This is a genomic window from Croceitalea dokdonensis DOKDO 023 (assembly GCF_001306415.1).
GTDB lineage: Bacteria > Bacteroidota > Bacteroidia > Flavobacteriales > Flavobacteriaceae > Croceitalea > Croceitalea dokdonensis.
Map to the genome: position 1 here is coordinate 244135 of NZ_LDJX01000001.1, position 12953 is coordinate 257087.

14 protein-coding genes are annotated in these 12953 nt (G+C 38.8%); 7 read left to right on the forward strand and 7 right to left on the reverse strand.

The window, feature by feature from the left end; translation table 11 throughout:
• The first annotated feature begins 33 nt into the window (after positions 1-33).
• Complete coding sequence (locus I595_RS01020) at positions 34-1200, forward strand: proline dehydrogenase family protein (protein WP_054557528.1); 1167 nt, start codon at positions 34-36, stop codon at positions 1198-1200.
• Here the strand turns inward: I595_RS01020 and I595_RS01025 are convergent.
• The 5 genes from I595_RS01025 to tsaE all read right to left on the reverse strand — a co-directional run bounded on the left by I595_RS01025 (position 1195) and on the right by tsaE (position 4171).
• Entirely contained in the window at positions 1195-1560 is a 366-nt protein-coding gene (locus I595_RS01025) for a hypothetical protein (protein WP_054557529.1), read from the reverse strand. The two genes, I595_RS01020 and I595_RS01025, sit on opposite strands and share 6 nt — an antisense overlap.
• Positions 1560-2759 carry an alanine dehydrogenase gene (locus tag I595_RS01030; RefSeq protein ID WP_054557530.1) on the reverse strand — a complete coding sequence of 400 codons (1200 nt, stop codon included), beginning with the start codon at positions 2757-2759 and terminating at the stop codon, positions 1560-1562. The genes I595_RS01025 and I595_RS01030 overlap by 1 nt, the downstream gene beginning before the upstream one ends.
• Positions 2760-2789: 30 nt before the next feature.
• Positions 2790-3359, reverse strand: a complete 570-nt coding sequence (locus tag I595_RS01035) for a hypothetical protein (protein ID WP_054557531.1) — start codon at positions 3357-3359, stop codon at positions 2790-2792.
• A gap of 81 nt (positions 3360-3440) precedes the next feature.
• Positions 3441-3581, reverse strand: a complete 141-nt coding sequence (locus I595_RS17270; RefSeq protein ID WP_157449614.1) for a hypothetical protein — start codon at positions 3579-3581, stop codon at positions 3441-3443.
• 179 nt (positions 3582-3760) lie between these two features.
• Entirely contained in the window at positions 3761-4171 is a 411-nt protein-coding gene (tsaE, locus tag I595_RS01040) for a tRNA (adenosine(37)-N6)-threonylcarbamoyltransferase complex ATPase subunit type 1 TsaE (RefSeq protein WP_054557532.1), read from the reverse strand.
• Between the two features lie 15 nt (positions 4172-4186).
• Between tsaE and I595_RS01045 the strand changes: the two genes are divergently transcribed.
• Positions 4187-5221, forward strand: coding sequence for a hypothetical protein (locus tag I595_RS01045; RefSeq protein ID WP_157449615.1), 1035 nt, complete (start codon positions 4187-4189; stop codon positions 5219-5221).
• Positions 5222-5240: 19 nt separating this feature from the next.
• Here I595_RS01045 and I595_RS01050 read toward each other — a convergent pair whose 3' ends face one another.
• A complete protein-coding gene (locus tag I595_RS01050) occupies positions 5241-5621 on the reverse strand; it encodes a hypothetical protein (RefSeq protein WP_054557534.1) in 381 nt (126 codons plus the stop codon).
• A gap of 152 nt (positions 5622-5773) precedes the next feature.
• On the opposite strand from I595_RS01050, the gene I595_RS01055 reads away from it, so the two are divergent.
• The 5 genes from I595_RS01055 (at position 5774) to I595_RS01075 (ending at position 10132) form a co-directional block, all read left to right on the forward strand.
• Positions 5774-6937, forward strand: coding sequence for an HlyD family secretion protein (locus I595_RS01055; RefSeq protein WP_054557535.1), 1164 nt, complete (start codon positions 5774-5776; stop codon positions 6935-6937).
• A gap of 4 nt (positions 6938-6941) precedes the next feature.
• Positions 6942-9119 (forward strand): peptidase domain-containing ABC transporter, encoded by a 2178-nt coding sequence (locus tag I595_RS01060; protein WP_054557536.1) that lies wholly within the window; start codon positions 6942-6944, stop codon positions 9117-9119.
• Between the two features lie 156 nt (positions 9120-9275).
• Positions 9276-9587: an HTH domain-containing protein gene (locus I595_RS01065; protein WP_054557537.1), complete on the forward strand. Its 312-nt coding sequence runs from the start codon at positions 9276-9278 to the stop codon at positions 9585-9587.
• Between the two features lie 126 nt (positions 9588-9713).
• On the forward strand, positions 9714-9917 hold the full coding sequence (locus I595_RS01070) for a hypothetical protein (RefSeq protein WP_054557538.1): 204 nt from the start codon (positions 9714-9716) through the stop codon (positions 9915-9917).
• A gap of 32 nt (positions 9918-9949) precedes the next feature.
• On the forward strand, positions 9950-10132 hold the full coding sequence (locus I595_RS01075) for a hypothetical protein (RefSeq protein WP_054557539.1): 183 nt from the start codon (positions 9950-9952) through the stop codon (positions 10130-10132).
• Positions 10133-11285: 1153 nt separating this feature from the next.
• Here the strand turns inward: I595_RS01075 and porX are convergent.
• Complete coding sequence (gene porX / locus I595_RS01085; protein WP_054557541.1) at positions 11286-12830, reverse strand: T9SS response regulator signal transducer PorX; 1545 nt, start codon at positions 12828-12830, stop codon at positions 11286-11288.
• Positions 12831-12953 lie beyond the last annotated feature (123 nt).

The following is a 12953-nucleotide window of genomic DNA, read 5'->3' on the forward strand; positions in this document are numbered from 1 at the left end:
GCTTATCTTTGCAGCCTTGTGAATTTGATAAATATGAGGTCTATTTTTGAGGATACCGCAACCGCCTTTCGGTTAAAAAGCGACTCCGAATTGGAGCGCGCCTACTTTTTATTCAAAATGATTGCCAATCAGCCCTTGGTTCGCATAGGCACCGCGGTTACCAATTTTGCCATTAACGCCAGGTTGCCTGTGGAAGGGCTAATAAGGGCCACGGTTTTTGACCATTTTTGTGGCGGGGTAAATGAGGAGGACTGCCTGCCCATCATAGACAAAATGTACGACCATGGCGTATCTTCCATCTTGGATTATTCCGTGGAGGGAAAACGGGTAGAAAACCAATTGGATAGTGCCCTAGAGAAAATCCTAAGGGTGCTGGATTTTGTAAAGGAAAAACAGGCCATCCCCTTTGCGGTATTTAAGCCATCTGCATTCGCACGATTTGCCCTGCTAGAAAAAGTCAGTGCCAAATTGGAACTTAATAAAGATGAAGCCGAAGAGTGGCAACGTGTGGTCAACCGCTATGACAAGGTCTGTAAAAAGGCCTATGATTTGGACGTGGCCCTGTTGATTGATGCCGAGGAAAGTTGGATACAGGATGCCGCAGACGAGCTTGCGCATGACATGATGAAAATATACAACCAACAAAAAGCGGTGGTGTTCAATACCGCACAATTGTATCGTTGGGACAGGGTAGCTTATTTAAAGCAGCTTAAGGAACTTGCGGAACAGCAGGGTTTTAAGGTTGGTATCAAAGCGGTTCGTGGGGCCTATATGGAAAAAGAAAATGAACGCGCCAATGAGATGGGCTATCCAACGCCTATTTGTGCCTCTAAACAGGCCACGGATTTAAACTTTGATGCGGGTATCACCTACATGCTGGAACATCTTGCTATTTTTTCCATTTTTTCTGGTACCCATAACGAGCAAAGCACCAATATGTTGATGGAAAAAATGGAGGAAATGGGAATTGAGCGAGGTAACGACCATATTTGGTTTGGGCAGCTTTTTGGAATGAGTGACCACATTAGTTTTAACTTGGCCAAGGAAGGTTATCATGTGGCCAAGTATTTGCCCTATGGACCTGTAAGGGATGTAATGCCCTATCTTATCAGAAGGGCAGAGGAGAATACGTCCGTGGCCGGACAAACGTCCCGGGAACTCCAACTTTTGAAAAAGGAAAAGGAACGCAGAAAACTATAAGCGTTCCAGAAAGGCCTTTTCTGGGCAATTTTTTATCCGGATGCTGCGCTCTTTACCATCACTAAAAATTAAATAGGTCTTGCAGGGCGCTGTTTTGGTGTCACTGGACTTAAAATCAATTTCGCCGTTTTTTAGGATGTCCTTGGTAAGGCTATCCAATTGTTCATAGGTGTAGAGCGTATCGGGAGCCCCTTCTATTGAAAAGGATTTGGAGCGGATATCCTTTAATACCCTGCAATTGGGAAAATAACAAAACTCGGTCCCTGTTTCCTCCGATTTCTTTTTTAAAAAAATGGAAAGAAAAATAATGCCAATGGAAAGGCCGACCAAATACCAGCCCAAGCGTTTTATAAATGCCATTAAAATATCAAAAAGTTAATATCGCTGTAGGATAGTGCAAACCAGTCCCCAACAGATTTATTGGTAAGGATGCCATGGTACATATACAGGCCATTGCGCAACCCACGATCAAAACGGAGCGAATTTTCCAATCCGCCATCTTCCCCCAATTTTAAAAGGTAAGGCGTGAAAATATTGCTTATGGAAATGGAGGAGGTCCTTGGGTACCTAGACGGAATATTGGGTACCCCGTAATGGATCACTCCAAAATGTTCTACCGTAGGATGTTTATGGGAGGTGACCACAGAGGTTTCAAAACAGCCCCCCATATCAATGCTCACATCAATGATTACGGCACCTTTTTTCATATGCTCCACCATGGTGGAAGTGACCACCACGGGGGATCGGTCCTTGCCCCTGGTGGCCCCTATGGCCACGTCACAGCGTTTGAGCGCCTTTAATAGATTCTTTGGTTGTATGGTAGAGGTATAAACGGTTTGTTTAAGATTGGTCTGGATATTACGCAGTTTGGTAATGGAGTTGTCAAAAATTTTAATGTTGGCCCCAAGTCCCAAAGCGGATCGTGCCGCAAACTCCCCAACGGTGCCGGCCCCTATGATCACAACTTCCACCGGCGGTACACCACTGATGTTACCAAACATCAATCCATTTCCTTGGTTGGTGGTAGCCATTAGTTCCGATGCTATAAGTACGGAGGAGATGCCCGCAATTTCGCTCAGGGAGCGCACGGCGGGATATTTGCCATCCTCATCCCTAATGTATTCAAAAGCGATGGCGGTGATTCTCTTCTTGGCCAATTGCTCAAAATAGGTTTTGGTCTGGGTTTTGATCTGCAGTGCGGAAATGATGGTGGTCTGCGGATGGATCATTTCAATTTCTGCCAGGGTGGGCGGTTCTACCTTTAAGAGTAGGGGGCAGGCAAACACCTTTTTGGTGTCGTTGGAAATCTCAGCGCCCGCCTCCGTGTAATCCTTGTCTGAAAAATTGGAGGCTTGCCCCGCCCCAGCCTCGATCATCACCCGATGACCATTGGCGGTAATGGCGTTTACGGCATCTGGGGTAAGGCAAATGCGTTTTTCCTGGTATTGGTTTTCTTTGGGGAGGCCAATAAAAAGCTCTCCTTTTTGCCTTAAAACCTCTAGGGTTTCTTCCTGTGGTAAAAGTTGTTGTTTACTAAACGGTGAAGACGGTTGGTTCATAAAAAGCTAGCAATGCAATTCTTTCCAAATTTACATTTTTTTCTCTAGCGTTTTCTTTAGTTGTTCCAGCTTTTCGCGCTCTCTACGAAGTTCTTCCTTGGCTTTTATAATGTTAAGCTCCTCATCCATGGCCTCTAGGTCTATTCCATGTACATGTTTGTCGTACAGCTTTAAGCGGATAAAGTAGACAAAGGGAATGACCACGACACAAACGGGAAGTAACCACATTAAATTTTGGCTATCTGTTATTGCGTTCAATTCCGCCGGAGTGAAAAATAATTCAAACAATTGAAATGCATACATCAATATAGGAAGCAATATGATATGATACCACCAATGTTTACAGGTAAAAAACCAAATGACCAACAGGTACAATGGCACTAATTTGCCCATTATAAACCAGCCGTGCCCCTCTATGGAACCAAATCCATTCTGACCCATTTCAAACCAAAGAATTTTAATACTTTCTATGTTTTCGTCCTCCGGTAAATATTCATGACTTTTAAAGACAAAGGGCGAAAGAATAATTAAAAACGCTACGAACGATTCTATGATAATTCGCTTTTTCGCAAGTTTATTAAATCGCGTCTTTACGGGCATTGCAACTGTTTGGTAGAAAACTATAAACGAAAAAGGGATAACAATAGTATGTTATCCCTTAAACTTTAATGAAAGGTAAGGTTATTTACCAATACTTCCCTTGCGGATGGTATGTCCTTTTCTTACCCCATTGTCTTCGCTGTCAATTGTGATGGTCGAAACTGAAGTAGCTACCAACATCACAACAGCCAAGATTCCAAAAATTAATCGTTTAGTGTTCATCGTACTAAATTTTGGGTTAATTAATGAATTCATTCAACAACGAATGTAGGAAAAATAAGCCACAAACAATGTATTTCATCGAAAAAAAATGCATTTCAACTGACTTTTTGCACCATTCACCGAAGCTATGAATGATAGGTTAAAGTGCTAAACGGTTTCTTTGAACTGAATTAACCCACTTAAAACTCGATACGACGGGTATTTTCATCGACAAGCTGCAATTTTATGTGAACCGCATCCTCAGGAAGCAGATTTGGAATGCGTTCTGGCCATTCAATAAATACATAGGCCCCACGGTTCACATAGTCTTCAAACCCCATATCATATACTTCTTCCTCGCTATGTATACGATAAAAGTCAAAATGATAGGCAAGCGGCTGGCCGTGCACATCATGGTATTCGTTCACCAAGCCAAATGTAGGGCTATGGCCAGCGTCTTTTGCCCCCAATCCTTGTAGCATGGCCTTGATCAAGGTGGTTTTGCCAACGCCCATTTGACCATGGAAACAGTAAACGTTATCCTCTGTTTTTCTTAATATGAATTCTGAAATATCGGGAATATCCTTCTTAATATAGATTATATTCTTCAAAAATGTTATATTTATATGATGTTAGTTCTACCAACTATCGCATTATCAAACTATCTTAAACAGGTGGTCTTTGCGATTTTATTGTTTTTTCTTCCTTTGATTCTTCTGGTACATAAATTGTTCAGTGATAATAGTGTTAACAATTTTACAATATTAGGTTTAAATTTTGTGAACAAGACTAATAGCGATCAGGTTTTGGTTTGGAGCTTTTTAGTTATGATTTTACCGTTGTGCTATCTAATTTTGATGTTTTATCATGGGGTCACACAACATCGAATTGCGTCTTTTCCAATTATTTGGTGGCTATTTTTTGAGCTATTTGGTGAGGTTTTTTGGCAAATTAGGGAAGTTACTGAAGAGTGGATGTTTTATAGTGCTCTATGTTCATCGGTTCTGATAGTATTACTTTTTGTTCCAGAGTTTAAGAATCGGAGAAATATCCTGACCAAATTGAATAGTACATCAATTTTTGAAAAGGTAAGATTTTTATCTTTTATGATTTTGGTTTTATTGACGGTTAGTTTTTATAGATTCATTGCTCAAGATATCCTAGATTTAGAACTCCTTGGATTTGATTTATCTAATCTTATCATTGATGATTTAAGGTTAACAGTTTGGATTTACGGATTAAAAATTTGTTTGTTACTGGTTTTAGTGTTTTGGTTTTTTTCGGTAAACAAATGGTGGAAATATGCATTGCTTAGCCCGATATTAATTACGATATTTCAAATACGCAACTTATTAAATCCAAACCAAGATGTTTTTGACGAATACGAAATTATAGAAGCCCTGCCTTTATTAACTTTCTTAGCTTTATTGTTGATTGTCCTTTCCAAAACTGCGAAAGACAAATATATATTTAGGGCTATTTTTGACCAAACCGTAATGTTGATTGAACGCAAAGCGCAACGAAAGAACCAAAAGGAAATGCAACGAATAGAAAAGGCTAAAGAAGAACTTCATCACCTTAAAAGAACAGGAAAAGAGACGGATTTAAAAAAATTGATGGATTTAAAAAAGAAGCTAGAAGTGCAACTGCACAAAGAATAAACACTACCCCTAGGTATCGCTAGGGACTCTTTTTAGAAGTACGCTTTTCTATTTCTTTGGTAACCTCATCGAGTAAATCCCTTAATTCCTCTTCATGCCGCTTTTTGATTTTGGCTTCAACGATGCGTTCTATTTCTTTTTGTTGGCTTAAGGGTAACTCACCTGTTTCTAGTATACTTTTATCCGGATTAAGCATCTCGCCTTCACCTGTCAATAACCAAATCAAATTGAGTTTGGGATAGGTCTTGATAATATTTTCTATAATGTCACTACCAATGGATGCATGGTTCTTTTTCATCCGTAGCGTATACCCATTACTGGCACCAATGCTTAAATCAAACTGCCTGGCACTGATTCCGGTATAGGTTATAAACTCTAGTAAACGATCTATTGCTTTCACAAAGTGGTATTTTACTTACAAAATAAAAATCAAAAGTAAGGATTTTTATAGAATATCCACATAAAAACTAGGGTTTTAAGAAATTCTTTCGTTAAAAAATATATAAAATATTCTACAATATAGATTATTTACTACATTTAAAGAAAAAATAAATGCAACTTTTCCCTAAAGAAATTATAGAGAGTACTACCCAATACTTCATACCGAAAAACGCTATTAGAAGCAAAGTGATTTATGGGATAATATTAGGATTCATTTTTATTGCCCTCGGAAGTTTACCATTTATCCACATTACCATTTATTCTTCTGCTAGAGGATTTGTGAAGCCTTCTAGTGAAAGAATTGTAATAACAGCAATTACATCAGGCGTTGTAGAAAGTGCAACTTTGGAGCCTAATACCACAGTAGTATCTGGTGACACCCTACTGATTTTAAAAACAGCTGTTCTTCAAGAGCAAGTACAATTACATCAAACGCAACTACTACAGGCAAAAAATGAACAGAAAGACCTTATGTTGTTAATCAAGGGTAGCGGTGTTAAGGTAAACCGCTTAGCTACCGCAAAATACCAAAAGCAATATGTAGAGTATGAATCCTTATTGGATGAGCATTATTTAAAAATCAAACAATTGACTTTGACTTATGACCGTAATAAAACACTACTTGAAAAAGGGGTAATAGCAAAGGCAGAATTTGATGAAATTAAGCTTAGTTATGATTTGGCAAAAACAGCATTTTATCAATTAAAAAAACGGTTTACCAACCAGTGGCAAGCCAATCTAACCGAGATTAACAATACCATAGCAGAAATTAACTCTTCCATAGCGCGCTTAGAACTGGATAAAGAAAACTACGTTATTACTGCGCCTGTCACTGGTACACTTCTGGCGCCGCCGTACCTTGAAAAGGGAAGCACCGTCAATATTGGTGCAATGCTAGGGGAAATCTCACCCGATACAGATTTAATTGCAGAATGCTATGTATCTACAACGGATATTGGTTTAATTGATAAGAATAAGACGGTAAATTTTCAGATTGATGCTTTTAACTACAATCAGTGGGGTTTTGTAACAGGTGAAATCCTAAGTATAGGAAAGGATGTGGAGTTTTTGGAGAACCAACCCGTTTACAAGGTGAAATGTAAGCTAAAAAAAGACTTTCTCACCCTTAAGAACGGATATCGGGGAGAAATTACAAAAGGAATGACCTTAAACGCCCGCTTTGAAATTGCCGAGCGGTCCGTATACGAATTATTGTATGATAAAATGGATGACTGGCTCAACCCAAATGCAGGAGAAAACTTAGCACTAAACTAATAAGATGGCAAAAAAGACGATTAAACAACATGATATTACAGATTGTGGCGCTGCCTGTTTGGCCTCAATTGCCGCCCATTATAAATTGAACTTTCCTATAGCCCGTATCCGTCAGTTTGCAGGAACGGATAAAAAAGGCACCAACGTTTTTGGATTGATAAAAGCCGCGGAAAAATTAGGCTTTGACGCCAAAGGGGTGCGTGGAGATTTTGACAGTTTATTTAAAATTCCCAAACCTGCTATAGCCCATGTTATCGTAAAAGAAAAATTACATCATTATGTTGTGATTTACGGAGCAACAAAAAAGCATATCCTACTGATGGACCCAGGTACCGGAAAAATGGAAAAGCGCAGCCATGAGGACTTTAAAAAGGAGTGGACAGGTGTTTTGGTGCTGCTGGTTCCGAGTCAGACTTTTCAAACCGGAAATGAAAAAGTGTCCGTGTTCAGCAGGTTTTGGTTTTTATTAAAGCCACACAAAACCGTTCTCGCACAGGCATTCTTTGGTGCTGTCGCCTATACCTTGCTAGGGTTTTCAACTTCAATTTATATTCAGAAGATTACGGATTATGTATTGATAGACGGTAACTTAAAATTATTGAATCTTTTGAGCGTCATCATGATTCTATTATTGGTGCTTAAAGTATTTATTGGTGTTTTTAAGGATGTTTTTTTAATTAAAACCGGGCAGCAAATAGATGCAAGATTGATTTTAGGATATTACAAGCACCTCTTAAAACTTCCACAACAGTTTTTTGATACCATGCGTGTGGGTGAGATTATTTCGCGTATTGGTGATGCCGTTAAGATTAGGCATTTCATCAACGGGGTGGCCTTAACGTTAACGGTGAACATTCTTATCGTCTTGTTTTCTTTTGTACTTATGTTTACCTATTACTGGAAACTGGCGATGATCATGTTGCTCATAGTACCCATCTACGCGACTATTTATTTCATTGTTAATAAATTGAACAAAAAAGTGGAACGTAAGGTCATGGAGCATTCTGCCGATTTAGAGAGCCAATTGGTAGAATCCCTTAATTCCGTAGGTACCATTAAACGATTTGGTCTGGAAGGTTTTTCCAATGTAAAGACTGAAACCCGCTTTGTACGTTTATTGAACACGGGATATAAGTCCGCGTTGAACAGTATCTTTTCTGGAACCTCCTCCAACACAATAGCCCAAGTATTTGTTATTGTATTGTTATGGGCCGGTTCTGGTTTTGTCATCGACAAAGAAATTACCCCTGGAGAATTACTATCTTTTTATGCTATTGTTGGGTATTTTACCGGCCCATTGATGGGGTTGGTCAGCGCTAATAAGGAAATTCAAAATGCCATGATTGCTCCAGATAGGCTTTTTGAGATTTTAGATTTGGAGCGTGAGGAAGAGGATAATAAGGTAGCCATCACCCCCGCCAAGTTGGGAGATATTGTCTTTGATAAGGTTTGTTTCAGCTATGGCACCAGGGTAGAGGTGTTTAAAGACTTTAACCTCACCATAAAAAAAGGCGAAATCACCGCTTTTGTAGGTGAAAGTGGGTCAGGCAAATCTACCTTAGTGTCGTTACTACAAAATATATATCCCATTACGCAGGGGAGCATATCCATTGGAAAGAATAATTTGGAATATATCAGCAATGAAAGCTTGCGTAAACTGGTAGCGGTTGTCCCACAAAAGATAGATTTGTTTGCTGGTAACGTTATTGAAAATATTGCTGTGGGTGAGGTAGCCCCAGATGTTGAACGTATTGTACAGATATGCACGGATATTGGAATCCTTGAGTTTATTGAAAAACTTCCAAATGGTTTTGCTACTTATTTAGGTGAAAATGGCGCCAGCCTTTCTGGTGGCCAAAAACAGCGTATCGCCATTGCAAGAGCGCTTTACAAGAAACCAGAAATCTTGGTTTTGGACGAGGCAACTAGTTCCTTGGACAGCAGCTCCGAAACCTATGTTAAAAAAGCGGTAAATCAGCTGAGGGAAGCTGGTAAAACGGTAATACTAATTGCACATAGGTTAAGTACCGTGGTGAATGCGGATACCATTGTCGTACTTAAAAATGGAACAGTGGTAGAACAAGGGTCCCATGAAACACTATACCTAAGAAAACAGGGGTACTATCAATTATGGAGACAGCAGCTGCCTAGGTTAAGTTTTAGGTTAAAATCTGCCAGTTGACAGATTGGCATAGCATTGGGTTGTTAAATTCAAAAAGACCACTTGATAGCAATCTAGCGTAAAGCCAACCGCTGTTAGGAAAAGGAAAGACAAATAACAATCAAAACACTAGAGCAAACATCGGTATTTCAAGATGACAAATAAAACAAGAATACTATGAAACAATTGACAAAACAAATTGCATTACTGGAGCGCGTAGACCAACTGATACGCCTAAAGGCAACGGGTAGGCCTAAGAACCTGGCAGAACGGCTAAACGTATCACAAGCCACTGTGTTTAGGATGATTGAGACCATGAAAGAACTAAATGCCCCGGTCTATTATGACCTGGCCAGGCAGAGCTATGCCTATTCAGAACCGACGGCTTTTAAATGTGGGTTTTTTGTAGAAGCTCTTGATGAAGAGGCACAGCGTGATCTAACGGGTGGCTATGGTTTTAAGAACATTCAAAGATTGTTGAAATTTTAACATTTTTACCTTTATACTCTCAAAAAATGAGAGTTTACGTCTCCATCTTTATAATCTAATTAAAATAGCGCGCTAACACAATTAGATTTGATTAGATATTTATGTTTAACTTAAAAATTAAAATTAATGGAGAATTTACAAAATCTAAAAATTCAAGAATTAGACTCACAGCAATTGGTTAATATAGGAGGAGGAGGCTTCCGTGATTTTTTTGTTGAGGCGGCAGTAACTTACATTGTGACGCTTAATACGTTCACTGCCGCGGTTATTGCCGGCTTTGGAGATGGTGCAAATGCAGTTGCGGAAGCACACGTTAATACCCATCATTAATACTACAGATTAAAATTAATAAAATTTAAAGAATGAAAATAGAATTATTAAACGTTCAAGAACTTAACAATCAAGATTTGGCAGCAATAAATGGAGGAAGTTGGTTAACTGACTTAGCCGAAGATGTAGGCTACGCTGTAGGTTACGCAGCGGGCTTTGTTACTGGTACAGTTGTAGTAGCAGCACATATTGTAACTCATGAACTGCTTCAATAGAAGATAAATATGTAATTTTTTGTTACAGGAAAACACCTATTGATAATAGGTGTTTTCTTTATTCAATTTATATACACAATTATTAATGCAGTTAATATCAGACTTATTTGCTTTCCTAAGAGATCCAAAAAATTCGCGAAAAGAGCATAGGAAATTTCCAAAGGCTTTTGTGAATTTTTTAGTTTTTGATTTAGCAATTACCTTTTTATGGGCTTTTATTGTTGGTCTACTTACGGTCATTTCTGATGACTTTCGACTCGTATTCCAAAGCAAAGCACGTATTGAGAGTTCTACAACCAATATTTTTCTAACAACTGTACTTTTGGCACCTTTAATAGAGGAGTTAGCGTTTAGGTACGGTTTAAAAATCAACAAATTAACTGTATCCGTTAGTATATCTATACAGATCATTATCTATCTTAACGTATTAAATCTGATTAATGTCTCGTTTTTTATTAGGTATTTAATGATCCTAGTTTGTTCAGTAGTTTTGTTTTTTACTATAGGTGAGAAACTGAGCCACTTTTTAAACAAAAAGTTTAATTCGTTTGTATATTTTAACATAATTGCTTTTAGCTTTTTACATGTTTCTAATTTTTCATTTTTTGAGTTCAACCATTATTTTTTTATTCCAGTTTTAATTTGGTTACAGATATTCTTCGGTTTTTATTTAAGCTACGTTAGACTTGGCAAAAACATTTGGTATGTGATATTCTTTCATTCTTTGCATAACGGGTTAATATTTGGGTGGGGCCAACTAATGACAAGTATGTGATTAACTTTAAAGATTCGTTTGTCCGTAAATCTCAGTTAGCATTAAGTTTTTCTTATAAATCGACTGGAGTTTTGATTAAAGGTAAATTACATTTTAGTTATGTTTTAGTAAGCATGCGTATAATACTCATTCCGACAAAAGTCGAAGTAGAAAGTAGACAGATGTATTACTTAACTAATAATAAAAAACAGTAAGCTTTTCATTGAAAAGTATTACGTTTTAACCATTTAAACAATTAATTTGAAAATTTACAAGACTATTGTAAACCTAATTACTGCCTAGGTAAGAGGTTAAAAAGAATCAGATTTAGAAAACATCGAAATCCAATGATGTCAACAATTAATCTATTATTAAACAAACAAATTCGCATCAGCTTTATTACTTCGCCTCCATCACCACAAACGGAATAATCATTTCCTCCAATGAAATGCCACCATGCTGATAGGTGTTTCTGTAGTAGCTTACATAGTGGTTGTAGTTGTTGGGATAGGCAAAGAACAGGTCGTTTTTCGCAAAAATAAAAGAACTACTTACATTAATATTGGGCAATCCAATGTCCTTTGGGTCTTTTGCCGCCAGCACTTCCTTTTCGTTGTACGTTAGGCTCTTACCCGTTTTGTAACGCAGGTTAAGACTGGTCTCCCTATCGCCAATGACCTTTGAGGGCTGTTTGACGTTAATGGTGCCGTGGTCTGTGGTCAAAATCAATTTCATCCCCATACTTTGGGCTTGCTGTATGATATCCAGTAAGGGCGAATTTTTAAACCAACTCACCGTTAGCGAGCGGTAGGCCTTGTCATTACTGGCCAATTCTTTGATGACCTCCATCTCCGTTTTGGAATGGGAGAGCATGTCCACAAAATTGTATACGATCACGGTAAGGTCATTGTCTTTGTGGGCCTTAAAGTTTTGCATTAGTTGCTTGCCTTGCTTTTGGCTGCTAATCTTATGGTAGTCCCATTGCAGGTCTATGTCCAATCGTTGCAATTGGGCTCCTAGAAAGTCGGCTTCAAATAGGTTCTTTCCACCTTCATCAGTGTCGTTTTTCCACCAATCTGGGTGTTTTCTTTCCATTTCCAAAGGGGTTAAACCGGAGAATATGGCATTTCGCGCATACTGTGTGGCCGTTGGTAGAATACTGAAATAAGGGGTTTCCGACTTCTTTTTATAAAAGTTGGATATCGTATCCTCAAACGCAAGCCACTGATCGTAACGTAGGTTGTCAATAACCACCAACAAGGTCTTACTGCCTTTAAGTTCGGGCAGAATGTTCTTCTTAAAAAGGGTATGCGAAAGGGTGGGGGCGTCCTCGTCCGTAAACCAGTCTTGATAATTTTTTTCCACAAATTTGCTGAATTGGGCATTGGCTTCAACCTTTTGGGATTCCAAAATCTCGAACATACCGGTATCCTCAATTTCTTGGAGCTGTAGCTCCCAATAAATTAATTTTCTATACAGCTCTGCCCATTCGCTAGGGGAGTTTACCATGGATAGGTCCATGGCAATTTTCCGAAACTCTTGTTGGTAGTTTGCCGTGGTGCGTTCTGAGACCAAGCGAGAATTGTCCAGACTTTTTTTGAGCGATAGTAAAATTTGGTTAGGATTTACGGGCTTGATCAAATAATCCGCAATTTTGCTGCCAATAGCCTCATCCATAATATATTCCTCCTCACTTTTGGTGATCATCACCACGGGTAGGCTTGGGTCTATTTGCTTTAGGGCTGCCAAGGTTTCCAAACCGGAAAGGCCCGGCATATTTTCATCCAAGAAAACAATGTCAAAGTTGGTATCTTTTAATTCGTTTAGCGCATCCTGGCCACTTTGGGAGGTAGTGACCCCATACCCCTTTTTGGTAAGAAAAAGGATGTGTGGTTTTAACAAGTCAATTTCGTCATCTACCCAAAGAATTTTAATAGCGGCCATAGGTTCCCTTCATTTAAACAAATTATCCGCAGCGTTACCTTGTACCCCTGGCCCAAAAGGCTCTGGTGGGTATTGATGTGGTTTCCTAAGCAGGCCCAATGGGCTTGCCACTGATCAAATCAC

Bases quoted from the DNA above. Each gene is read 5' to 3' on its own strand.
- I595_RS01020 (WP_054557528.1), top strand. From the start codon at position 34: ATGAGGTCTATTTTTGAGGATACCGCAACCGCCTTTCGGTTAAAAAGC.
- I595_RS01025 (WP_054557529.1), bottom strand. From the start codon at position 1,560: ATGGCATTTATAAAACGCTTGGGCTGGTATTTGGTCGGCCTTTCCATT.
- I595_RS01030 (WP_054557530.1), bottom strand. From the start codon at position 2,759: ATGAACCAACCGTCTTCACCGTTTAGTAAACAACAACTTTTACCACAG.
- I595_RS01035 (WP_054557531.1), bottom strand. From the start codon at position 3,359: ATGCCCGTAAAGACGCGATTTAATAAACTTGCGAAAAAGCGAATTATC.
- I595_RS17270 (WP_157449614.1), bottom strand. From the start codon at position 3,581: ATGAACACTAAACGATTAATTTTTGGAATCTTGGCTGTTGTGATGTTG.
- I595_RS01045 (WP_157449615.1), top strand. From the start codon at position 4,187: ATGATGTTAGTTCTACCAACTATCGCATTATCAAACTATCTTAAACAG.
- I595_RS01055 (WP_054557535.1), top strand. From the start codon at position 5,774: ATGCAACTTTTCCCTAAAGAAATTATAGAGAGTACTACCCAATACTTC.
- I595_RS01060 (WP_054557536.1), top strand. From the start codon at position 6,942: ATGGCAAAAAAGACGATTAAACAACATGATATTACAGATTGTGGCGCT.
- I595_RS01065 (WP_054557537.1), top strand. From the start codon at position 9,276: ATGAAACAATTGACAAAACAAATTGCATTACTGGAGCGCGTAGACCAA.
- I595_RS01070 (WP_054557538.1), top strand. From the start codon at position 9,714: ATGGAGAATTTACAAAATCTAAAAATTCAAGAATTAGACTCACAGCAA.
- I595_RS01075 (WP_054557539.1), top strand. From the start codon at position 9,950: ATGAAAATAGAATTATTAAACGTTCAAGAACTTAACAATCAAGATTTG.
- porX (WP_054557541.1), bottom strand. From the start codon at position 12,830: ATGGCCGCTATTAAAATTCTTTGGGTAGATGACGAAATTGACTTGTTA.